Annotated in this window: 16 protein-coding genes and 4 pseudogenes; 14 read left to right on the forward strand and 6 right to left on the reverse strand. The window is 67.6% G+C overall.

The window, feature by feature from the left end; all coding sequences use genetic code 11:
* Positions 1-130 precede the first annotated feature (130 nt).
* The 3 genes from ACZ7LK_RS31115 to ACZ7LK_RS31125 all read left to right on the forward strand — a co-directional run bounded on the left by ACZ7LK_RS31115 (position 131) and on the right by ACZ7LK_RS31125 (position 3,900).
* The gene (locus ACZ7LK_RS31115) at positions 131-2,671 is read left to right on the forward strand and encodes a hypothetical protein (protein ID WP_471144549.1); all 2,541 of its coding nucleotides are present in this window, start codon (positions 131-133) and stop codon (positions 2,669-2,671) included.
* A 128-nt stretch (positions 2,672-2,799) separates the two neighbouring features.
* The gene (locus ACZ7LK_RS31120; RefSeq protein WP_471144550.1) at positions 2,800-3,525 is read left to right on the forward strand and encodes a hypothetical protein; all 726 of its coding nucleotides are present in this window, start codon (positions 2,800-2,802) and stop codon (positions 3,523-3,525) included.
* A 195-nt stretch (positions 3,526-3,720) separates the two neighbouring features.
* Complete coding sequence (locus ACZ7LK_RS31125; RefSeq protein WP_471144551.1) at positions 3,721-3,900, forward strand: hypothetical protein; 180 nt, start codon at positions 3,721-3,723, stop codon at positions 3,898-3,900.
* 390 nt (positions 3,901-4,290) lie between these two features.
* On the opposite strand, the pseudogene ACZ7LK_RS31130 reads toward ACZ7LK_RS31125, so the two are convergent.
* Positions 4,291-4,864 (reverse strand): annotated as a pseudogene (locus tag ACZ7LK_RS31130) (helicase associated domain-containing protein); the annotation flags it as partial.
* 600 nt (positions 4,865-5,464) lie between these two features.
* Entirely contained in the window at positions 5,465-6,070 is a 606-nt protein-coding gene (locus tag ACZ7LK_RS31135) for a dihydrofolate reductase family protein (protein WP_471144552.1), read from the reverse strand.
* 2,742 nt (positions 6,071-8,812) lie between these two features.
* On the opposite strand from ACZ7LK_RS31135, the gene ACZ7LK_RS31140 reads away from it, so the two are divergent.
* Positions 8,813-10,582, forward strand: a complete 1,770-nt coding sequence (locus ACZ7LK_RS31140; RefSeq protein ID WP_471144553.1) for a protein kinase domain-containing protein — start codon at positions 8,813-8,815, stop codon at positions 10,580-10,582.
* A gap of 16 nt (positions 10,583-10,598) precedes the next feature.
* Here ACZ7LK_RS31140 and ACZ7LK_RS31145 read toward each other — a convergent pair whose 3' ends face one another.
* Positions 10,599-11,129, reverse strand: a complete 531-nt coding sequence (locus ACZ7LK_RS31145) for a helicase associated domain-containing protein (RefSeq protein ID WP_471144554.1) — start codon at positions 11,127-11,129, stop codon at positions 10,599-10,601.
* 784 nt (positions 11,130-11,913) lie between these two features.
* On the opposite strand from ACZ7LK_RS31145, the pseudogene ACZ7LK_RS31150 reads away from it, so the two are divergent.
* The 5 genes and pseudogenes from ACZ7LK_RS31150 to ACZ7LK_RS31170 form a co-directional block, all read left to right on the forward strand.
* A pseudogene (locus ACZ7LK_RS31150) lies at positions 11,914-13,201 on the forward strand (IS110 family RNA-guided transposase).
* A 106-nt stretch (positions 13,202-13,307) separates the two neighbouring features.
* Positions 13,308-14,039, forward strand: coding sequence for a DUF2625 domain-containing protein (locus tag ACZ7LK_RS31155; RefSeq protein WP_471144555.1), 732 nt, complete (start codon positions 13,308-13,310; stop codon positions 14,037-14,039).
* Between the two features lie 398 nt (positions 14,040-14,437).
* On the forward strand, positions 14,438-15,376 hold the full coding sequence (locus ACZ7LK_RS31160; RefSeq protein ID WP_471144556.1) for a MerR family transcriptional regulator: 939 nt from the start codon (positions 14,438-14,440) through the stop codon (positions 15,374-15,376).
* A gap of 253 nt (positions 15,377-15,629) precedes the next feature.
* Positions 15,630-16,537 (forward strand): annotated as a pseudogene (gene bla / locus ACZ7LK_RS31165) (class A beta-lactamase).
* Between the two features lie 380 nt (positions 16,538-16,917).
* A pseudogene (locus ACZ7LK_RS31170) lies at positions 16,918-17,208 on the forward strand (transposase); the annotation flags it as partial.
* A gap of 35 nt (positions 17,209-17,243) precedes the next feature.
* On the opposite strand, the gene ACZ7LK_RS31175 reads toward ACZ7LK_RS31170, so the two are convergent.
* Positions 17,244-17,879 (reverse strand): GNAT family N-acetyltransferase, encoded by a 636-nt coding sequence (locus tag ACZ7LK_RS31175; RefSeq protein WP_471144557.1) that lies wholly within the window; start codon positions 17,877-17,879, stop codon positions 17,244-17,246.
* 311 nt (positions 17,880-18,190) lie between these two features.
* Between ACZ7LK_RS31175 and ACZ7LK_RS31180 the strand changes: the two genes are divergently transcribed.
* The gene (locus ACZ7LK_RS31180; RefSeq protein WP_471144558.1) at positions 18,191-18,505 is read left to right on the forward strand and encodes a hypothetical protein; all 315 of its coding nucleotides are present in this window, start codon (positions 18,191-18,193) and stop codon (positions 18,503-18,505) included.
* A 93-nt stretch (positions 18,506-18,598) separates the two neighbouring features.
* Here the strand turns inward: ACZ7LK_RS31180 and ACZ7LK_RS31185 are convergent, their stop codons facing one another.
* Positions 18,599-18,778: a hypothetical protein gene (locus tag ACZ7LK_RS31185; RefSeq protein WP_392277561.1), complete on the reverse strand. Its 180-nt coding sequence runs from the start codon at positions 18,776-18,778 to the stop codon at positions 18,599-18,601.
* 279 nt (positions 18,779-19,057) lie between these two features.
* Positions 19,058-19,207, reverse strand: a complete 150-nt coding sequence (locus tag ACZ7LK_RS31190) for a hypothetical protein (protein ID WP_392277562.1) — start codon at positions 19,205-19,207, stop codon at positions 19,058-19,060.
* A gap of 540 nt (positions 19,208-19,747) precedes the next feature.
* On the opposite strand from ACZ7LK_RS31190, the gene ACZ7LK_RS31195 reads away from it, so the two are divergent.
* The 4 genes from ACZ7LK_RS31195 (at position 19,748) to ACZ7LK_RS31210 (ending at position 22,598) form a co-directional block, all read left to right on the forward strand.
* Positions 19,748-20,341: a TetR/AcrR family transcriptional regulator gene (locus ACZ7LK_RS31195; RefSeq protein WP_471144559.1), complete on the forward strand. Its 594-nt coding sequence runs from the start codon at positions 19,748-19,750 to the stop codon at positions 20,339-20,341.
* Positions 20,342-20,649: 308 nt separating this feature from the next.
* Positions 20,650-20,823, forward strand: a complete 174-nt coding sequence (locus ACZ7LK_RS31200) for a hypothetical protein (protein ID WP_471144560.1) — start codon at positions 20,650-20,652, stop codon at positions 20,821-20,823.
* 1,278 nt (positions 20,824-22,101) lie between these two features.
* Positions 22,102-22,317 (forward strand): hypothetical protein, encoded by a 216-nt coding sequence (locus tag ACZ7LK_RS31205; protein WP_471144561.1) that lies wholly within the window; start codon positions 22,102-22,104, stop codon positions 22,315-22,317.
* Complete coding sequence (locus ACZ7LK_RS31210) at positions 22,314-22,598, forward strand: hypothetical protein (protein ID WP_471144562.1); 285 nt, start codon at positions 22,314-22,316, stop codon at positions 22,596-22,598. The genes ACZ7LK_RS31205 and ACZ7LK_RS31210 overlap by 4 nt, the downstream gene beginning before the upstream one ends.
* Positions 22,599-22,720 lie beyond the last annotated feature (122 nt).

Here is a 22,720-nt window from a genome sequence, read left to right on the forward strand (position 1 = left end):
GGGCAAGCTGAGCTGTCGTCATCAGCCGAGACCAGTGCTCGTCCGGTCGGCTTAGCGCAAGTGGCAGATAAAGTCGTCACGGAACTAGGGTCGTGGCGATGGGGGTGTCAGCCGCTCAAAGGGTTCCGTGATGTGGAAAGTCGCCTGCCGATTGCTGAAGAGTCTACTCGTAGCCTTTAGTGCGATTGTGGTCTGCATGGGCCAAGCGGGCGCAGCGTCAGATCCGGCCCAGGTTTGTTCTACAGCGGACCAGCTTATCCACAAGGGATACCTGACAGAGGCCCGGGCGCTCTATGAACGCGTTCCGGGGGAAAATCCTTTGCACTGCATGCCTGCGGATCTTCAAAGGATTGACAAGCAGCGTGCTGATGCAGCAGTAGAGGTGAAGCTGGGTCAGCAGCTGCTCGAGCAGAAGAAATACAAAGAGGCTGAAACAGTCTTCCGGAAGGCCCTCGGACTGGATGCTGGCAACGCAGCAGCTCGGGCTGGCCGGCTCTCCGCCAGCGAGAAGCAGCCTTCAGCTCAGGGGCTGTCCGCCGAGAAGGAGAGCTGGGACACCTTCTACAGCAACACATTTGTGCCACTGCTCCAGTTGGCCGCTGCGGCAGCAATCGGCGTCGTCGTGCTGGGGGCGCTGAGTGGGCTTGTCGCCCACTTCGTGGTCAAACCCCATTCAGTCACATGGAACGATTACGATAAGCAGGGGGTTGCCCTGTTTGGTGCTTTCCTGCTCATCGGCTGCGCCTTGATGCTGCCGCTGTACGCGATGTTCGAGCCGTTCTCGCCCACCCGTACAGTACTCGATCTAGGTCGGATCTTTCTCGTCGTTGCCGTAGTAGTTGGGATCTCGGCGGTCGCCCGCGCGCGGTCCAGGACCGAGCAGTCGCTTAAACGAGTCTTGAAGGACTGGTTCGGCTTCTGGGGCTGGCTCGTCGGGGTACCCGCCGGCGCTCTGCTATTGGGTTGGTGGACAGGTTTGTCCACGCCGCACGAGCGGCTATTGGTTCTCTTCATTGCCCTCAGCTGCGTTGCAGTTCTGCTCACCGCCGCCTCGCTCGGCCAGCTCCTCCGCCTGCAGGTAGAGGCTCGGGGTGCGACCGGCGCGGCCGACGCAGCTGCGACCGACTACCTACTGGCACGGTTGCGCAACCTCGGCACCGAAAGACCACCCGGCCTGAATGCCGTACCGGCGGTCACTTCGCTCTCGAGTATTCCCACAGAGGACCTCAGTGCTCTGCCAGTCGGAAAGGTCGCTGGCGCGCTCTCCCGTATATTTTTTGCTCTGCGTCCTGACCGCACCTGGCAAGCACGGGTGGTGTGGGTGGATGAGAACCGCGTTGCCGTCACTCTCAACAGGAACGGAAAACACGCGGAAAGTGTAATTATCAGCCGCCGGGACTTGGGGCTACCCGCTGTAGATGATGATAAGGCCAATGCGCGGCTCCGCGCCCAACTCCTCACTGGAGCCGCCGCCATCATTCTCGTGAGGCTCAGCAAGTCACATCCCCAGCTGCGGCCGGGTCTGTGCGGTGCGCGGGACTGGAGGAGCGTCACCCTACAGGTCATCGCGAACAGCCGATCCCTGATCGACAACCCCGATGATAAGGTTGCCTTGCTGGGCCGCGCGGTTCATGAGGATCAGAACAATCTGCTCGCCCGTCTGGAGTACCTCTGGGCCCACCAGAAGCAAGCAGGGTTTGATAGCCCTTTGTACAGCCAGATCGCGCAAACTGTCGACAGGCTACTGGGCGCACTTACCGAATCCGGCGACAGTTGGCGCACGCTTCGCATCCGCGGCTACTACCGCAGCACCTCCCAATGGCTCAACTTGTACGCCGAAAGCGGATACAGCGACCGAAACCTGCTCCGCCGCGCGCGGCGTTCCTGCATCCGTCTAGAGGATGCATGTGAGACAGCCGATGCTGATCGACACGAGCCCGTGGATCAACTCGCCAAGAGAACAAGGCCACTTGCAGCCACCTTGCGCAGCACAATTGACGCTCTCATCACCCAGCAGCCTCCGGCTAGGCCACCTGATCCGATCGACTTCCGGGCAACGCGCCTCGCCTATACCAACGCCTGCCTGGACTGCTCCCTGTTGGAGATCAGCGGCGGCGCACCCCCTTACGCCGACCACGCGGTGCAGCACCTCCGTGTCGGCCTGCCCGCCGAGCGGGATGTGGATGACGCCAAGAAGGACCCTCGCCTCGCTCCAGTCCACAGCTATGCGCCCTACCAGGATCTGGTCGGCGTTCCACCTAAGGAGTTCCTGAAGCTGCAGCCGTTCGCTGACACCGCCTTCGCCGGCGTGGCGGACAAGCTTGCTGTGGCAGGACTCAGCAACCCCAGAGAGATCATCCGTCGTACCATCGGCGCGGGTCGGACTGAACTAGCGACGTATCTGAACGTTTCCCCCTTGCTTGTCGACCGTATCCGTCAGATCGCATTGCTGACACAGGTGCATCCCGACCTGGGCGATCCGGTGATGCTTCACCTGCTCCTGAAGGCTGGCATTGATTCGCCCACCCGGTTGAAGGAGCATGTTGAGAACGATAGAAGTGAGCTGATGAGGGAATTGAGACAGATTGCCGAGGCTGAAGGAGCACCCTCGGTGAAGGGCATCAGGCGTCCGCGCGGCTGGCTGACGGCAGCGAAGAAGCAGTACCGGTAGTTATCACCGGGATGCCGTTCTTGGTAGGGGACGAACCTCGCCGTCCTGAGGAACTGCCCGGCCGGGTCGTTCAACTGCTGCAAGTGCTGGGTCCGCGTCCGACGGCCGCCGAGCTCCACCGTGCCGGGATGGGTCACCGGCTCGGCTTCGCCACCGAGGTCCCGCACCGGCTCGCAGGCGGGTACGTGCAGCGGGCGGACCTGGTGGTGCGGGCGCCGGAGGCCGGGGTGCCGGTGATGCTGCTGGAGATCGACCGCCGCACCGAGGACGGGCACAACCTGGTGACCAAGCTGCGTCGGTACTGGGAGTGGGGCCGGCTGCTCCCGAAAGACGCGGCCAAGCACACCGTGGACCTGGTCCGCTCCCGGCCAGGCGCGATCGAGCACGTCGACCGCGAGCAGCGGCTGTGGCACCGGGTCTACCCACCGACCGGCCGCGAGGGCCCGGTCCCGGTGGCGTTCGTGTTCGCGGACACAACCGAGGCGAAGGTCGCCAACACGGTCGCCGCGCTGGAGCAGGCCGGCCGCCGTTACTGGGCGCCATGCCGGTACGAGACCTACTACCGAGAGGCGATCACCGCGAAGGACTACAGCCAGGCCATGCCGGTCGTCGTCACCACTCTGGAGCAGCTGACGGAGCGCGGCGCTGGCGCGGCGGTGTGGCGGCGTCTGGGACGCAAGGACGAACAGACGCTGGCGGCCGCGCTCGGCAACCCCGACGGCGACGTCCTCTTCCGCGACCAGTACGCCCGCGCCGAAGCGGAAGGGGAACGGCGCCGTGCCGCTGAGCGGGAGGCGCAGCGCCCCGTGTGCAAGCGGTGCGGACAGAAGTGGCCCACATGGCGCACGACCTGACTCCCTTTGTGCGTGGTGAGCCTTACCAGGGGGCATCTTCAGGAGCCAGGACGCTCATCACCCTCGCGTGGCAACTGGCCGTCTTTCGAAACTGCCTTCGAGAGCGGGGCAGCGCACCCCGGGTTCCTCATGATCGACAGTCCTCAGAAGAATCTTAGACACGGCACCGGCCGCGACACCCTCATCGCGGACGCTGTGAGCACCGACGACTTCTACCGACACCTCACGCAATGGCTGGCACGTCATGGCAACGGGGCGGAGGTCATCGTCGCCGACAACAGCCCACCCGAGCTGATCGAGGACCGCGTGATCGTCCGTTTCAGCCGGGACGAGACAGAGCCGCCCTACGGCTTGATCGATGACGAGACGGGCTGAAATAGGAAGAACATCTGAATCAAGTCCTGCCCGCCAGACCGGACAGGACTTGCCAGCTTCGGCACTGATGACCCGAGCCGTCCAGCCGCTCCGGCTGCCTCGCGGCGCTGGCCTCCGTGCCCGGCTCGTTCTGCTGCCCGGTTGCCGGTGCCGGCCCTGCCTTCCCCGCGCGGCGGGCACCGCTCGAGCTGTCCGGTGCCTGTGCGCCGTCACCTCGAGCGCGTCCAGCCGCTCCCGCTGGTCGTCGCTCAGCTCCCCCCACGTCTCGCACTGCCTCCGTACGTACCGCGTACGCTTTTGGTACGCCTCATGCCCGGTCGATATTCCTCCCCCCGGGGTCCCGGGGGGACTTCATGTCCATGGTTGCCGCCTCCCGGGCCAGGGCTGGCCTTATGCCCAGTGGATGCCGAGCTTGGTGTTGGAGATCCAGATGCCGAGCTTGATGGTCACGGGTTCCGTCTCTCCGTCGATGGTGATCGTCTCGCAGTGGCTGCGTGGTACTGGCCGGTGGGCGCCTTCCCGTTCGATCCACTGTGTGAGGGCTGCGAGGCCCCGTTGGCATGCTTGCTGTGCCTTGTTCGGGCCCTTCCCCGGGCGGGCGGCTGCTGGGGCGGGAGGCAGCACCTCAGTGGGCTGCACGCCCAGCTTCGACAGCCGCTCCTGCTGCTCGGGGAGGAGCTGCGCCCAGGTGCCCGGGTTCTTCTGCCGCTCCAGCCACCGCCCGATGTCATCGCCCTCGAACAGCACCCCGGGCTGGATCTCGGGCAGGCTGCCGTCGGCGTCGACCAGGTCCGCGAGGACGCGGTAGTGCCGCTGCCAGTTGAGGGGCCAGGGGCAGTCCAGTCGGGGTCGATCTTCGCCAGCTGCTGCGCGCGTGCTGCGGCCCGTTCCGGCTCCTTCCCGAGGTCGTCTCGCCCTCGCCCCACACGGCGTCTTGGCGGGGTGCGAGGTGCCCGGTAGCGCGGGCCCTTCCCGACGACCAGGGAGCCGGGCAAGCTCCGCGGTCTGTTCCGCCGCCGCGGCTGACCACACACATCGACGCCGCCGGCCCCCAGCGTGCCTTCGAGGGTGGTCAGGAATCGCGCTGGCCAGCCACGCCTTTTCTTATGGCTGCGGCGCCCGCAGCCGGTACCGCATCGGTGGTGTACATCTCCATAACCCCAGCCTCACCCCGCTGACGAGTACGAGCATGAGCGGGGAGCCATGGGAGTGGGAGTGGATCGCCCGACAGCGTGCTCCTGGCCGCCGTGCACGACGGCGTGAGCCCGTCCCACGCCTGTCAGCGACCGCCGCTGGCCTTCGGCGCGGCGGCCGGCTCCCGCGCCGTGACGCCGGGCGCGCCCAGCCGCCGTCATGCTGCTGCCGCCGCATCGTCTTCAGTGCCCCCGGCCCCCGGCGACCGCGCCTGGCACTACCCCGCCACGCCCGGCACCACGTCCCAGCTCAGTTCCATTGCCGCGGTCGGTCCCGTTGGTCGGCCGCCACATTGCCGGGAGCGCGGGCCTGTTGCTCTGCACCCGCCGGCGCCGGCTTGGCGGCCGTCCGGCCGGCGGGCGGGGCGTCGTCACGCAGGGACGCCGAGCGGCGGGTGCTCGAGTACGTGGGGCCTGTACTCGACCAGCTGGATGCGGCCGTCGAAGGTGCGGTGCTCGATCATCTCCAGGGCAACGTCCGGATAACCGTCGTAGATGCGTTCTTTGCCCGTGGCCCCGGTGATCACCGGGAACATCACGACCCGGAAGTGGTCGACGAGTCCGGCTCGTAGCAGGGACCGGCACAGGCTGAGGCTCCCGATCGTGCTGAGGAGCCCCGAGCCACTCGACTTCATGGCGCGGACCGCCTCGACGGCGTCGTCGCGGACAAGCGTGGAGTTGGCCCACGACAGTGGCTCCTCGAGTGAGGAGGAAAACACCACCTTGGACGCTTGCGTGAGCTCGTCGACGGACGCCTCTTCTTCGGGCCTGAACTCGTCCTGCCCATTCGGGACCTCGCCCGCGGCGAAGCCCGACATCAGGCGGTAGGTGTTCGCTCCCATCAGGTAGGTGGCCTCGGGTTGCTCGCCGAGCCATGCGAGGTACTCCGGACCCTCGAGGCCCCAGAACCCGGGCCATCCGTCTCCCGATGCGTGGCCGTCGAGGGAGGTGATGAAGTCGACGAGAAGCTCCGACATGGCGGTGTCCTTTCCCAGAGTGTCACGAGCTTGGACCGGCCGGGAGCCACAAACTCATCGGCGGCGCTGTGGAGCAACCAGAAAACCCATGACGCTGCAGCCGATCAGATCGGCGGAGCGCCACCCGCGAACGGCCCGGGTCAACCGTCACGCTCAGCCGGGCCAAGTACAACGCTCGGGGCCAACTGAAACGCTCAGCCACACCGGAGTGTCCAGGGCTCGCTCGTTCCACACGGCTCCACGGCAGGTGGGAGATCCCGCAGCGGGAAAACTGACCGTGTGTGTCAGCGGGCAGCCCCACCGTTCGTTCATGTCCAGGCGTGGCCGCTCGAGGGCGGGTTGCGCTTTGTGGTCGGCGTGTCCACGAGGGCCTCGGGGGCCTCGGGGGACTCGGCGGACGGCTTTGCCGTATGGGAGGGCGAGTCGTGTTGGGGTCCTTGGGACGGCTGAGTCGTGGAGGGCTGTGTCGGCGTAGTCGGGCCAGAGGTGCGTTCCTGGTTCTCATCAGGCAGTGACCTGTGGCCGCCCAAGCCTAAGAGGGTCCCGAAGATCACCAGGACCGCGATCCAGGGATGTTTTAGGCGTTTGTGACCTCTGGGGCCACGCGGCCGTCCTGGGCGGGATCGCCGGGTCGGGTCGCGCCAGGGGTTCGGGTCCGGCGGCGGCGAAGGGTACATGCTGCCCTCCAGGGGAGGCAGTCCTTGCCCTACCTAGTACAGCACTGGCCTTGCCGGGGTGTCCTTCCCAGTTGAGGGACTTCTTGGCGGCCTCGAAGTCACTCGCCCCGCCTGTCGGCCTGCGTCAAGGCGCGGCTGCATGGCGGCTTCGGGTCTGGCTGCGGTCGTTGGCCGTCGGTACCCCGCCCGCGCCGCCCGAGCCTGCCGGCGCCCCGCCCCGCCCCGGGGTGTCGGTCGCCGCGGGGGGTCCTGGACGTTGCCGTCCGCTGTTCCGCCGCCGGGTCTCCGGCGTTCCGCCGCGTGCGTCAGACACCACGCTGGTGACTTCGCCCGGTTGATCACCGCCGGTCTGTTGCCACTCATTTGGGCTACGTGTCCGTGCCGGACTCAGTGGCCACCCCTAGCGTAAAGATCCAGGTTGTCCTTTGGGCCAGGAAGGAGGCGCTGTGCACCGCCATACTGTCGCTGCCGGAATAGTCGTAGCAGCGGTGGCGATCGCCCCGCTGTCCGGCGTGGCTCACGCCCAGGACCTCGACTGCCGAGACTTCATTTATCAGGAAGACGCCCAAGCGGTCTTCGACAGCGATCCCAGCGATCCGAACCGTCTCGACGAGGACAGAGGCGTCGACGATGGCATCGCGTGCGAGGTTCTGCCCCGGCGCTCGGCCGCTACTGGTGATCGACCTATGCGACGCCCCACCGCCACGCCGACGGGAGGGGCGCGGGGAGGACTCGGCGGCTCCTCCGCAGCCCCACCCAGTAACTGGGAGACGGGCATCGGCATCGGCCTCGCCACAGTTGCCGTGGTCACTGCTGGCTACACCGTGCTCCGTCTCCGTCGCCGTGCCTAACCCCGGCTGATGGCATGACCACCTCGGTGCTTTCCACCCCGCGGGAGAGCCTATGACGTTGCCGGGCAGCTGATGGACGGGTCCGTCTCTCCAGGCCCCGGCAGGTCGCTGTGGCGCGCTGGCGCGCTGTTCTGTGGCTCCCTCGCCGTTCCGCCGTGCCTCTCTGCCTCCCTCGGCCGGGCCCCGGCACGCTGTCCCGCCACCGGCCGCCGGTGCCGTCCGGCCGCCCAGGCTTCTGGCACGCCCATGCTCCTGGCCCAGGCCTCCCGAGCTGGCGTGCCGTCTGGCCGCCGTGGTGTCGCCGCTGGCTGGCCTCGCGCCGCGCCGTTGCCGTGCCGCCGTCGTGCGCCCGCCGTTCTGGCCGTCGGCGGGTGTGCCGCCGTTGCTGTCCCGTCGCTGCGAAGCCGCCGTTCCACCGTCCCGCCGCCGTTCCACCGTCCCGCCGCCGCTTCGCCTGTGCCGCCGCCGCGCCGCTGCCCGCCGCCAGCCGCGCTTCACGCCGTCCCGCCGCCGTGTGCAGCTGTGCTGCGCTGCCGTGCGCCGTCCGGCCGCGGCAGCCATCCAAGATGGCCACCACCAGTGAGCGAGATTGACGGTACGGTTGCTTCTTCGGTGCCCGGGGCCCCGAGTGTTCTTCTGCATGCCGAGGGGGCGTAGTTCGCCCCACCCCGGACCGCGTCAACAGCGCGGCTACCGCGGAAGGACGAACGACACCCTCAGCCCCAGATCTCCGCCCGACTCGGGCCAGGGCGCCACTGCCGCCTTTGCAGCTGGATGACCAAGGTCACCTTGACGGCTAACTGCGTGAGAAGTCTTTCCACGCGATAGCCGGGGGAAGAGGTGTGCTTCGGTTTCGGGGGCCGGCGGCGCCGTCAGGGGCACATGCTGCCGCGCAAGTTGCGCGGGCAGGGTGGAATGACGTCCGGGGTCCCACCGCAATCAACTCGCAGACCGGTTACCACTCTGAGCGGAGGTGTCCATAGTGACAGCTACCCCAGATCCGTCCACCAGGTGCGTGTCCCGCAACGGGGAGGCCGTTTACCTGCGCTTGCGAAATATGCGCGTTGTCCGCACGTGTGTGGGCTTCCGTGCTCGCGCTGACATCGGTGCCCGGCTGGTCGTGACGCCGGACTGGCTGATCACCCATGCCTGTGAAGTTCCGAGACTAGGCTTGGTGCGCCGTAGTGATGTTCACGGGGAGGGAGTCATCAGCGGTGCAGCCTCTGCAGGAACAGGACCCTGACCGGATTGCGGACTTTCGGCTTCTTGGCAGGCTGGGGGAAGGTGGCATGGGCGTGGTCTACCTGGCCCGGTCCCCGCGTGGCCGGATGGTGGCGGTGAAGACTATCCGCGCCGAACTGGCGGCAACCCCCGACTTCCGGTTCCGGTTTGCCAAGGAGACCGCCGTGGCCCAGCAGGTCGGTGGGGAGTGGACGGCCGCCGTGCTGGACGCCGACCCCGACGCGGCACTGCCCTGGGTGGCCACGGCGTACGTCGCCGGCCCGACCCTGTATCAGGTGGTGGCGGAGCGGCACGGGCTATTGCCGGAGTGCTCGGTGCGTGGCTTAGCCTCCGGGTTGTGCCGTGCCCTGAGCGACATCCACGACGCTGGGCTCATCCATCGCGATCTGAAGCCGTCGAACGTCATGGTGACCATCGACGGGCCGAAGGTGATCGACTTTGGGATTGCCCGCGCCGTGGACTCCTCCACTACGGGGGGCTTGACCTCCACCGGGGTGGTGGTCGGCTCGCCCGGCTTCATGTCACCGGAGCAGATCAGGGGCGAGAGGCTGACTGAGGCGAGCGACATCTTCTCGCTGGGCGCGGTGTTGGCCTTCGCCGCCGCCGGGCGGCTGCCGTTCGAGGTGGCTGAGGGCCAGTTGCACGCCCTGATGTACCGGGTGGTGCATGAGCCGCCGGACCTCACCGGCGTACCGGCGCCGCTGCTAGCTCTGATCAAGGACTGCCTCGCCAAGGACCCAGCCGACCGGCCGACCCTGGCCGAGCTGCGGGAGAGGAAAGAGACGCAGTACCGCTCGCTGGGGCCATGGCTGCCGCCGGAGGTGCTGGCTCGGCTGGGCCAGGAAGCCGTGCAGCTCCTCGACCAGGAGGACCCGCGCACTCGGGTGACCGCCAGCGCCGAGGCGGGCGTTGAGGCGATGGCCGAAGCCGTGACCGCACCGGGCAGGCCGCCCACTGCCCCGTCCACCGTTCCCTTCACCGACCGCGCCGGCGGCGAGGACGGTGGGGTGGGGGTGCCCATGCCCCGGCTGGCCGACGAGCGCCGCCGTGCCCGCGGCCACAAGGCCCCGGCCGACGGGTGCCGGGCCGCTGTCTACTGGCTCCTCACCCTCGTCGCCCTGACCTCCGCGCTCACGGTCGTCCAGCAGCTCCACGTTGCCTCCGGGCAGGGTCTTCTGTATGACGAGCCTCTCCCGGATGCAGACGACGTTTGGGACCTGGGGGATTGGGGCGTCCTCTCGTTCCCCCTCCTGTGGTACGCCAAGCTCTGCTTCGGCTCAGCGCTGCTGGTGGCCTGGCTCGTCTGGTTCAGCCGCGTACGCGTCACCGCCGAGAAGTTCGCGCCCGGTCGGCTGCGGTACGACCCGTCCATGGCGGTGATCGGCTGGTTCATCCCCATCGCGAACCTCTTCCTGCCCAAGCAGATCGCCGATGACGTCTGGCACGCCTCCAGCCCCGGCCGCAGACCCGCACCGGCCCGTGTGCTGAACGCCTGGTGGGCGTTGTGGCTGACTACCTTCCTGACCTCGCCCCTCTTCTGGACCCCGTGGACAGCGCTCCTCAGTGAGCACATCGAGGACGTGGGCGACGGCATGAGCAGCGATTATGACTACGGGTACGCGTTCCTGCCGGAAACCTGGATCAACCTCGTCCTGCACGTCCTGGTCGTGCTGACAGCACTCGCCGCCGCCCTCTACGTCCGCCGGCTCACCGCCATGCAGGCGGCCAAACTGCACAGTTAGCCCCCGGGCGCGGCGCTCACCCGCGTCCCGACGGTGTGGTGGTCGTTGTGGCGATTGCCGATCTCCCGGCACGACGAGCACCCGGCTGCCAGGCGCCCGACCGCGAGGCGCAGGTCTGCCTGGGTGCGATCTCTCGGTTTTGTGACAGTGGAGTGAGAGACAGCGGGGCTTGAGGGTGTTCCTGGAGGTGAATCCCGATCGCGGACAGATGCTCCATTCGCTCCGGCGTGAGCGTGGCGGCCCGGCTGCGCTGGTTGCTGATCCACGCCCCCAGCTTGTGTTCCCGTTCTTCCTGGTCCTCGCCGACGATCCGCTCGATGTGCTTCCTCGGGACCTGAAGGTGCCCCTCACGTTCGAAGAACTGCTTGGCGGCCTCGTAGTTCATGGCCCACTTGTCGGCCTGTGTACGGGGCGGCTTCGGCTGTGACGTCTCGTTGACGCTGCAGTAGCCATGCGGCTCTGACCTGTGACCCCGCAGATGGCATGAGAGAGTCGCGAGGGGCCTATTGGGTGAGGGGGCACGCCTGAACCGCGACCCTGCGCCCAACCGTCAGTGGCTTCGCGCAGGCCCTGCTGGCCCAGCGGGAGCGCGCTGCCGCTCTGGGCCTGCGCCCGAACCGGTTGAAGAGTATCGAGATCCGCCTCGACACCGTCCGGGACCTCGCTCTCCACGCCACAGGCCAAGGCCACGGGACCTGGGCGTCCCTGACCACCGGCGACCTGGAGGCGTTCCTCGCCCAAAACGCGGCCCGCAGAGCCTCCTGGACCGCGGGCTTGCACCAGTTCTTCGCCCACGCACCGCACCGGAGCCGTTCTGCACAACCCCGCCGCCTTCCTCGAGGCAGCGCGGCTTCAGAGGCGCCACCCTCACCCTCAAGGAGCAGCGCATGTCAGTGGCCGTGGGCAAGCCCCTTTCGGAAAACGACACCTCTAATTCGTTAGTATCAGAGGTCCTGGATCTCTGATGGCCCGGGCGGCGTTGTCCAGCCCGGGGCAGGACGTGTGGGGTCCGGTCGGTGCCGTGGTGACCCCTACGACACCTCCGACCGTGCGAGGTCTTCGTAAAGACTGGTGGCGCTGGGTGCCGGCCGGTCCTCGCACGTTCTGCCCCCGCGGGTCCGTCGGGTTCGGGATCCTCGTTGGATGAGCTGCCGCACGGTGACGCGTTTCTCCTCACGAGCTTCGAGCTCTGGACACGGCGTGCGCCCGTGCGGTCTGGCGGCGCCGCGCACGGCTGATGAGGTGGCGGGCCTTAAAGCCCTGGAAATTAGTGCGCCGTGCGGTCCCGCGTGCTCGTCTTCGAGAACGGCACCGGAGAAGGGGCGGGATCCATGGACGTGTTCTGCGGGATCGACTGGGCGGAGGGACACCACGACGTCGCGCTCGTCGATGACACCGGCAAGCTGCTGGTCAAGTGCCGGATCAACGATGACTTGGATGGCTACCGGCTGCTGCTGGATCTTCTGGCCGAGCACGGCGACACTGCGGAGACGCCGATCCCGGTGGCCATCGAGACCAGTCGCGGCCTGCTGGTCGCCACGTTGCGGCAGGGCCCCCGGACGATCTACGCGGTCAACCCGATGGCTGCCTACCCGCTACCGCGACCGGCACGGAGTCAGCCGCAAGAAGTCGGACCCGGGCGACGCCCTGGTCCTCGCGAACATCATCCGCACCGACGCGCCGGTGCACCGCCCGCTGCCCGCCGACTTCGACCTGGCCCAAGCCGTCGCCGTCCTCGCCCGCGCACAGCAGGACGCGGTCTGGACAGCAGGTCGCCGACCAGCTGCGGTCCCTGCTCCGGGAGTACTTCCCGACGATGATCGAGGCGTTCAGGGAGAAGCCGGGAACCCTGACACGCCCTGACGCCCGCCGTATCCTCGCCGCCGCGCCCACACCTGCTCTGGCGGCCAAGCTGCCGATGTGGAAGCTGACCGCCATGCTCCGGCGAGCCGGCCGCCGCCGGGGCATCGAAACGGACGCCGAACGAATCCAGCAGCTCTTCCGCGAGGAAGTCCCTCGGCAGCTGCCCCTCGTCGAGGACGCCATGGGCAAGCAGGTACTGGCCTTGCTGCTGCAGCTGGACGCTGCTTGCCAGGCGGTCGATGACCCGGGCCACTGAAGAGGCGTTCCGTTCCCACCCGGACGCGGCGATCATGCTGAGCTTCCCCGGGATCGGCCCCCGGGTCGGCGCCCGCATCCTGGGAGAGATCGGCGACGACAGGAGCCGGTTCGCCACGGCTGGAGGGCTGAAGGCGTACGCCGGCTCCGCCCCGATCACGCGGGCCTCCGGCAAACGACGCTACGTCGGGCGCCGGTTCGTCAAGAACAACCGGCTCAACCACGTCGGCCACCTGTGGGCCTTCGCCTCCCTCAGCGGTTCCACTGGAGCGGACGCCCACTACCGGGCGCCCCCGGGCAGGAGGAGACTGGCACATGCAGGCCCTGCGGCACCTGTTCAACCGGATACTCGGCCAGCTTCACCACTGCCTCCTGGCGCGCATTCCGTTCGATGAATCGATCGCCTTCCCGCAGAGCCGCTACCAGCAGGAACAGCCGCTAATGAACGGAACGGGACGGCTTGTCCAGGGGGCGACAGGAGCGACGGTCATTCGGCCATGAGACCCGAAGTGGAGACAATCACTGCCCGATCCATCGCCCCGCTCTCCGAGTGAGCGCGGCCCAGCCCACATGATCAGGCGATACCGAAAGGTGCGACCATCGTCGGATGCGAGGGATCGACGAGCTGATCAATGTGGACGCCCCGGCGTGGCCAGAGATTCAGGGGATGCTCAAGGCGAGCTCCGTGCCGGTTCAAGTGCTGTCCGGAGACCTCAACGAGGGCCGCCGATGCCTTTTGCAGATGCAGGTCAGCGCGCGATCGGTGCTGGGTGCACTGGCGTTGAACACCGGCGGATTGCTCGTGGATGACGGGTGGGTGCGCGTGTTCGGCGGGGGTTCGGGTTCGGTCGCGGACGGGCGACTCCCGAGTCTGGCGCAGGTCAACCGCTTCCCCACGGACTTCGACCCTGGCTGGCATCCCGCGACAGGTCTTGTGGTCGGCCACGACATTGTCGGAGGGGTCTTCGCGTTGAACGGAGGCGATCCCGCGGCAGCGGGCCGCCCTGGGGCACCTGGCCAGATGACGTACTTCGCTCCCGACACTCTGGAGTGGGAGGCGATGGAGATGGGCCACTCGGGGTGGGTCTCCTGGCTGCTCTCGGGCAGGCTGGAGACGTTCTATGACGGAATGCGCTGGCCCGGCTGGCGTGAGGAGACCGCGGCCCTGGCTCTCGGGCAGGGTCTTTCCGTGTATCCGTTCCTGTGGTCCGAGGAAGCTCACGCCGATCTCGCGGCCATGAGTCGGCGGCCTGTGCCGATGCGCGAGGTGCTCGGAGTCGCAGCGGACTTCGCCCGACAGATGGGGCCATCCGATCCTGGGTTCCTGGGCGACGTGTGACTGGCATCGCTGTCGGTCCTGGTCTGTCAGCGAAGGTCCGGAGCCGGGGGACTGGGTCGAGGTTCTGCGGGCGTGATGGGGCGGCGAACACCCACGGCTTGACGGCTTAACTGCATGAGGTGTCTTTCCTCGCGATAGCCGAGGGAAGAGGCCCGCTTCGATTCTGGTGGCGGGCGGCGGTGCGAAGGGCCGGGCGCCAAGGGACGACCCGTTGTTGCGCGAGTGCCTTGCAGCACCGTCCCGCATCCTTCCGGGACCCTCGCTGCCCCGGCCGCAGGGCTATCTGGTGACTGCTTGTGGCAGCTGAGTGCTGTTGTGTGTCGAGGATGAGGAGTGGTTGCCTGCTGGCAGGCGAAGAGACTTGAGTCTCCAGTAGGGGGAGACACAAGGGTGGGGGCATGGACGGCGACACGCTCTACTCGATCGGCGAACTCGCTCGACGGACCGGTCTCACGGTCAAGACCATTCGGTTCTACTCCGATCGCGGAATCGTGGCGCCGACGGACCGCAGCCCGGCCGGCTACCGCCTCTACAACATCGACGCCGTCGCACGCCTGGACCTCGTGCGGACCCTGCGCGAGCTGGGACTGGACCTTCCCACGATCCGCAAGGTCGTGGACCGCGAGCTCTCGCTTCCCGAGGTCGCCGCGGCGCACGCCGAAGCACTGGCAGTGCAGATCCGCGTCCTGCGCCTGCGGCGAGCGGTGCTGACGGCGGTGGCCGAGCGCGGGTCCACACCTGAGGAGATGGAACTCATGCACCGGCTGGCCCAGCTTTCCGAGGACGAACGCCGACGTGTGATCGGCGATTTCCTCGACGCCGTCTTCGGCGGTCTTGACGCCGCCCCCGCATTCGCGGGGGTCATGCGCTCGATGACCCCCGAGTTGCCCGACAACCCGGAGGCAGAGCAGGTCCAGGCCTGGGTGGAGTTGGCCGAACTGTCCCTGGATCCGGATTTCCGCGCCGTCGTGCGGAAGATGGCCGAGGACCAGGCAGCCGAGCAGACCCGAAGCGACATGAGGGGCCCGCGCCGCGACATCGCCGCAGCCGTCCGTGACGAGGCCGGCCCTGCTCTGACCGCCGGCATCGACCCGGCCTCGCCCCAGGCCGATCCGATCGTCGCGGCGTTCACGGCGCACTACACGCACCTCCTCGGCCGCCCCGACGACGTCGAGCTTCGCCGCCGGCTGGCGACTCGGCTGGAGAGCGTGAACGACCCACGCAGGGAGCGGTACCTCCAGTTGCTCGCAGTGGTCAACGGTTGGCCGGCCCCGGAGAGTCTGGCTCTGGTGTTCGATTGGTCCGTCCAGGCTCTGCGCGTCCGGACACAGCAATAACGGGGCGGTCGCAAGGCGGCATGGGGCCGCCGCGCCTGGGGTCGGGTGAAAACGCCGCCACATATGATCGGTTGATGAGTGCCCCGGTCGTACTTCAGGTGGCCGCGGCGCCGGTCTCTCCCGCTCTCGCCGACGAGGTACCAGACGCCCGCCTTGAGGACCGGCCGTAGGGGTCGAGTTCGCGCAACCAAGGCGCAAGGCGCTGCGTCGATTACTGACGGAACTGCTGACGCACGTTGATGAAGGAGTGCACATGTTACGCACGCACGGCCCTCTTGCCTCTGCGATGAGCCGGCGCATGCTGCTTGTGGCCGGTACGGCCACCGCCACGACCCTGCTCACGACCGCGCCCGCCCGCGCGTCGAACGGTGTCACCGGCAGTCTTGGTGCGCTGGAGGAGCAGTACGGGGCCCAACTGGGGGTCTATGCCCACAATGTTCGCACTGGGGAAACGATCCGGCACCGTGCCGACACGCTGTTTCCGATCTGTTCGCTGTTCAAGACGCTCGCCGCCGCGGCGGTGCTGCGCGACCTGGACCGCGACGGCGAGGTGCTGGGCCGCCGGATCCACTACACCGCGGCCGACCTGGTCGACAACTCAGACGTGACAAAAGATCACCTGGCCACGGGCATGACGATCAGCGAACTCTGCGACGCCGCGATCCGCCACAGTGACAACACCGCGGGCAATCTGCTCCTGCGCGAACTGGGCGGCCCCACAGCGATTACCCGTTTCGCCCGTTCCCTCGGTGACCCGGTGACCCGGTGACCCGGCTGGACCGGTGGGAGACGGAGCTGAACTCGGGGGAGCCGTGGCGGATCACGGACACCACCAGCCCGTGCGCGATCGGCCGCACCTACGCCCGGCTCGTCCTCAGCGACGCGCTCGGCCGGCCCGGCCGCGCGCTGCTCACGCACTGGCTGCTGCACAATCAGACGAGCAACACCCGCCTGCGCGCGGGGTTGCCGTCCTCATGGGCCGTGGCGGACAAGACCGGTGGTGGTTCCTACGGCACCAACAACAACGTGGGTATCGCCTGGACGGAGGACGGTGCCCCGCTGGTCCTCTCCATCATGTCCCGCAAGTTCGACCAGGGCGCCGCGACGGAGAACAAGCTGATCGCGGACACCGCGCTCCTCTTGGCCGGCGCCCTGCGCTAGCACCACTTCCCACGCATCTACGCACGACGCGCGGCAGCCTGCCGGCTCGGTTTTCGTTCCAGGCGGCCTGAGACGGCAATGAGGGGCATCCGGCAGGCGCTTTGCCCTGCCGGATGCCCCGGAAGAGGAATGCACCGTCCTCGCCATTGCGTGCGATGACCGCCGCCCTCGTCGCAACCGTGCTCCGGGACACCGCCAGGAGGGACAGTCCGCATTCATCCCGGCCTTGGCGCGATAGTCAGGGCCGGGCCCGCGGCCGGTCTCAACTGCGTGCGCGCGAAGACGACAGACATCGGAGCCACAGACGACATCGTCGCGCCGTGGCCCCGGACAGCAAGCAGCAGTACGCCCTGGGACCATGTGCCGGCGCTCTACCCGTGGACGATGAGGACGAGCTGCTGGCGTTCTACGACTTCCCCGCCGAGCACTGGATCCACCTGCGGACCACGAATCCCATCGAGTCGACGTTCGCCACCGTGCGGCTGCGGACCAAGGTGACGAAGGGTGCCGGCAGCCGGGCCGCCGGGCTGGCGATGGTTTTCAAGCTGGTCGAGTCAGCCCAGGCCCGCTGGCGAACTGTGAACGCACCCCACCTCGTCGCTTTGGTCCGTGCCGGGGCGCGCTGCGAACGCGGCCACCTCGTCGAACGCCCCGAGACCCTCTCGGCGTGAGCGGCCCCAGCCGATCCGCAGAGGCCGGGAGGGTCTCAGGCACCCATGCGCCGTATGTGCAGGTGGCCATCGCGGGGAAAGGAGGGCGGTGCCGCGGGCAGGATGGTGTCGAACTCGTAGCGGCTCTTCTGCGCAACCCGGCACGATGCCAGGTTGTCCACCTGGTGCAGGAGTTCGAGACGCTCCAGCCCGTCGGATCCGAAGGTGTCGAAGGCCCAGCTGGTGAGTGCCTCCAGAGCGCGGGAGGCCACTCCCCGCCCGCGAGCGAAAGCCGCGGTCCAGTAGCCCACCTCAGCTGCCGGTTTGCCGGAGGCGACTTCCTTGAGGACCACGTTGCCCACCGACTGTTCGCGAACTGAACCGGGTTGTTCCTCAAGGGCGGCGAAGCCGAACCGGTCCCCCGCTGCCCAGCCCTGCTGCTGAGCCAGCACCCACCGCACCCGGTCGGCATCGTTGTTCACGACAGAGCTCGCCCACTGGCGCAGTGCGGGATCCCGGCTCACATCGACCAATGCGGCAACGTCCTCCAAGCGCCAGGGGCGAAGAGCAGCGGTACACGGCGCGGTGCCGGACCTATCGGATGTCGTCGATCCTCCGCCTGGACATCGGGGAGGACGGCTTCGAGTGCCACGACGGCTTCGACCTGACTGCCCACTGGCAGGACTACTCACCGCCCACCGGCTGCGGCCTTAGACCTCCCTCCGGATCGCTCCGGCACTGCTCGCCGCACTGCCGGACCGCCTGGACGCGGCACTGGTCCGCACCGTCGAAGCCTCGGTAGGTCCGCCGGACGCCGACGGCTGGGTGACAGCGACGGTATCGCTGGAATCGGTCGGTCTAGCGGTCCTGTCACTGGGGCCGGACCGCGAGGTGCGCCGGTTCGGTGGTGACCTGCCGGCGGGCCCAGATGGTGCTGATATCCGTGCAGGGCATGCCCGTAGCGCGGTGAAAGGGACCGGCTCGCGCCCCGGCCGATGTCCTCATGCCGCAGATCGCCCCGGTGCGGGCCAAGCAGGGCAAGCTGCTCCGCGCGGAGCCGGTGGCGCAGCAGATGGTGCAGGACCGGGTCAGGTTGCGGGGGGTGTTCACCGACGTGGAGCGGGAGTGGGCCACCTGGATGCCGTCCGATCCGGACAGCCCTGGTCGTATCGACGCGTCGTGCATCCTCGTGTACGGGCTGATCCCCGAGGCGAACAAGGGCGCCATCGTTCACGCTCCGCTGCCGACCGCGCCCACGCCCGACGGCCGTCAGGCTCCGCCGTCTGCGGGGCCGTACGGCTGGCGCGTCAGCAAGTAGGCGAGTCGCGGCGGAGGCACCAGCACCGGTAGATGAACATCCGCGAAAGGTCCGTACGGCCCGGAGCCATACGGGAGTTATGGGCGTCCTCTGCTACGGACCTGAAGGAGATGGCGTGCAAAACGGTGAGCGCCCGCCTTGCCGGGCCGCACCCACGACCTGACCGCCGCCCGTGCCCACCGGATGACGGTTGGAGGACGCCGGCACCCGCACGATGACCACGGCATTCTCGCGCTGGAAGGTACGGCCGTCGTCGCTGGTCGGTTCGGTCATCGCTTGATGATTTCACGACGCCGGTTCCGGGCGAAGGCCCGGACCCGCATCCGAGACAGCGCCCGGGCGGGAACCGGGAGCAGTCCGCTCCCGCGATCTGGCAGTGCCGCAGGACGGCGCAAAAGGCGGTGGTGGGGTTGTGCCGGTGGCCGGCCGCGCCGCCTGTCGTGGGCTGTGCAAGCATGGCGGCAGCGGCCTCGTGCTGGACTTCGACGCTCGGACCAGGGGAGTGGGTGCGGTTACGCGGTAGGCACGTCCTTTGTACGCGTTTGGTACGCCTCACACCCACTTCACGCCGAGGTGCCGAAGTGCGTCGAGCTGGTCGGCGTCGAGTTTGTCGCGTCTCTGCTTGGTGTTGCTGTACCAGATGCCGAGCTTGTTGCTGTACCAGATGCCGAGCTTGGTCTCGGTCCCGTCAGGCAAGATCACCACTGCCTTCCTTGGTACGGGCCGGCCCGCGCCTTCCCGCTCGACCCACTGCGTGAGGGCCGCCAAAGACAGCCCTGCCGCCGATGGTGGCCGGGGTGACGGCGGCGCCCCATGCGGTGCCGAGACGGGCCATCGGGCCGCATCCCGGCGCGCTGCCAGGTGGCGCGGGCGGCCTCGGCGTCGGGCCAGTATCGGTCGGTGTCTAGTTGACTGTGCTGGCCGTTTTGGTTGCGGTAGGTGTTGAGGGCTGGGCCGAATCGGATGATCGGTGTGGGGACGCGGGTGGGGTCGTAGTCGGCGGTGGGGAGCCTGTCGAGTGCTGCGAGCGCGGTTCGGCAGGTGGGGGTGTCGAGGAAGTTGGGCACGCGGACGGCGGCGAGGGTGTCGGCTGCGAGGTTTGCCAGGTGCCGGTCGGTGAAGGAGTTGGAGTCTGCTGCGGTGAACAGGGGGTCGAGTGCCGTGGTGCGGGGGGGGCATGGTGCCTCCGTTAAGGATGCAGGAGCCTACCGTGACGGTACGGCGTACCGTACGCTGACTCGCATGCCTAGGCAATCCGCTTCCCTGGACCTTGCGACGCCCGAACGCATCGCCGAGCAAGCCCTGTTGATCGTGGATCAAGAGGGACCTACGGCTCTCAGCTTCCGGGCCCTGGCCTCCGCCCTGGGCATCTCCGTCGCCTCGCTCCAACGCCGATGCACCGACCTTGCCGGACTGCTGGACCTCGTCACCGATCACCTCGCCACCCACCTGCCCGACATCCCGCCCGCCACCGACTGGCCGAGCGTTACAGAGCAGCGGTTCACCGCGCTGTACGAACTGCTGACCGCCCACCCAGGACTGATCGCCCTACGCGGTGCCCGACCCTGGCTCGGCCCGCAGTTGCTCAAGCGTCTGGTGGAACCGCAGCTCGCTGATTCCCTCGCCGCCGGCATGACCCCAGAGCAGGCGATCGTCACTTATCGGCGGCTGTACCTGCTCACCCTGGGCAGTGCCAGCTTCGTCGACCATCGCGACCCCAAGGCCGCCCAGGGGGCCACCAGGCGCGCGCTGGCTGCCCTCGACCCTGAACAGTTCCCTGCCCTGACCTGCCACATGGCCGCGATCGTGCCCGCTGTGACCGACCACGAGGTCTAGTACGGCGCGCTTCGCCAGCTGATCCGCGCCGCCACACCTGCCGGATCGGCGACTCCGCCACGCCACAGCTGAGGCACGGGCCGAGACCCGCTCGGGCCGGCTTCAAAGACTGGTTCTCGGGCGCATTAGGAGGCGGTGGCGCTGCGGTGGGAGCCACGGCCGGGTGCATCGTCACGGCAGCGGCTGGATGTGCAGCTGGAGCGGGAACAGGTGCTGCCATCGGCACAGCTGCCGGTGGCGCCGTAGGAATCGGCTATGCCACCGGGCAAGCAGTGAAGTCCTGGCTGGACTGACAAACAGGAGATGCCATGGAGCGACAGCAGAACAAAATAGTCATAGCACTCGCCCTCTGCGTAATTCTGGGTTTCGTGCTCTCCATTCTGGGGGTTGGCAAGGGCACGGCTCTCGTGGTTGCGGCTGCGGCAGTGGCTATTGTCGTGGTCCTGTTGCTTCCTGGAGCGCTGAAGGGGCGTAAACGATGAGGTCAACGCCTTGAACCGAGTGTCCGTCACTGACCTTCGCGCGGCGAAGTCCCTCCTGTAAGCAACACCAGCGTGTGGTCCCGCTGCCATCAGCCAGCGGGACCACTTCGCATTACTGGGCGGAGACACGGGGGGATGTCCAGGCGGTGAAGTCCCATGCGGACATCGCGGCCGCTGGCGCGCCCATGGGGCCGCCGGGGGCGGCTCGTCACCCGCGCGAGGAGATGGCCTTGCTGTCGTAGACGTTGCCCGGGGCGACGACCTGAGTGATCGCGCGGGCGAGGAGCTGGACAGCTCCTGACGCTGCCGACGGAGGTCGTGTCGATCATGACGGCCAGGGTGACCTTGCGCGACGGGAGGTACACGGTCAGGGTCGGCCACATCTGAAGTCCCGGACTCACAGAGTGCGGCCCTGGAGCGGGAGGAGGCACCGGCGCCACAAACCGGTGGGAACGCGCCCGCCACCGATGACCACCCTTTGGCGATGCTGTGGTGTCGAGTCACCGCCAACCGACGAGGATTCGGCCAACTGACACGGACGAGCCGAAGTCGACTGAGCTCAGCGCCGCCGCCGGTCAGCACGTAGTCAAGCGTGATTGATAAATGGCACTGCGGCTCCGTCGGGTCTGGCGGAGCCGCAGCCCTTCTGCTTGACTGACCGTCAGCCGTGCGATTGCCAGCAATCTTGACCGAAAGCTGAGCTTCAGCAGACCGCCATTGGGGCGCTCTACCAAGAAGGAATCCCCCCGGCCAGAAGGGTGATCGAATGAGCCGCGATAAGCGATTTCCCACGAGTACGGCAAGCATCGTATTTGCAGCTCCCGGGCTCTTTGTCCTCCGCCGTGCGGGGGCTGAGGTCGGAGGTTGACTTATTCCTCCCGAGCTCGGCGCCTTGCAGATCCCGGCACTGCTGGTGAGAGCCACTAAACGGAGGAATTAAGAGATGGTTCTGGCGGTCTTGACCAGGGCATCTTTGGGCGATGTCTGGATAGTCATTCCCGCTTTTCTGGTAGCGATCGCTATCGTCTTCTACGTTGCGACCAAGCGAAAATGAACATCGCAACGCATCGTCTGCACCTCAACGACGTCGCCTCGCCCCCGGTCCAACCGCGCGCCCGTCCGCTAGGCGGGGACGGCTGGCGCGCGGTCGCGGAGGACGTGCAGCCGGGCTTGATGCTGGACATGCCCGGTCGAGGGGTACATAGCGGAGCTGGTGCGGGCCGATATGTTCTTCCGGGCTCGCGTCGGCGGGTCCCACGCGTATTCGAGGGGGGAAAGATGCCTGATGAGCGGCTTGACGCGGAGTGGCTCCGGTCCTGGTGGAAGCCGGCTGACGCGGCGCTGACGAAGCTGATGCAGTCTTTCCTTCCGACGCACGGCTTCCCGCCCGGCCACAACGCCGTGATGCTCGCAACCGACGACAGCCACCAGGCGACGGACGCGCTCGTGGACCTGACGCCGATCCCCTCAGACCTGACCACCTCTACTGGGTGATCAGCGAGGCTTTCCTGCCCGACGTCGACAGCGGGTACTTCATCCACTCACCTGAGACGGCGGCGGAACACTTCCGCGAGTACGGCCCCGCACTGATTGAGGGGGAACCGATCGCGATGGTCTTCGCCAGCGACGGCGGGGGTCATCTGTTCGCGATAGGAGACAGCGGACAAGTCTGGAAGTCCACCACGGCTTCCTGGTCTGACGACTTCGAGGTCGCCGCGTCCAGCTTGCAGGAGTTCCTCGAACAACTCGGCCGCCGGATCGCGAACCAGACCTGATCACGAAACCCCCGCGCTAACTGGCCCAAGACCCCCTGCAAGCACTGCGGGAAGAAAATGCGGGTCCATCCCGGACAGCAGCGCCACCTGGGTTCCTTCTGTCACCTCAAGGCCTACCGGCA

Source organism: Streptomyces sp. NPDC039423 (genome assembly GCF_055598725.1).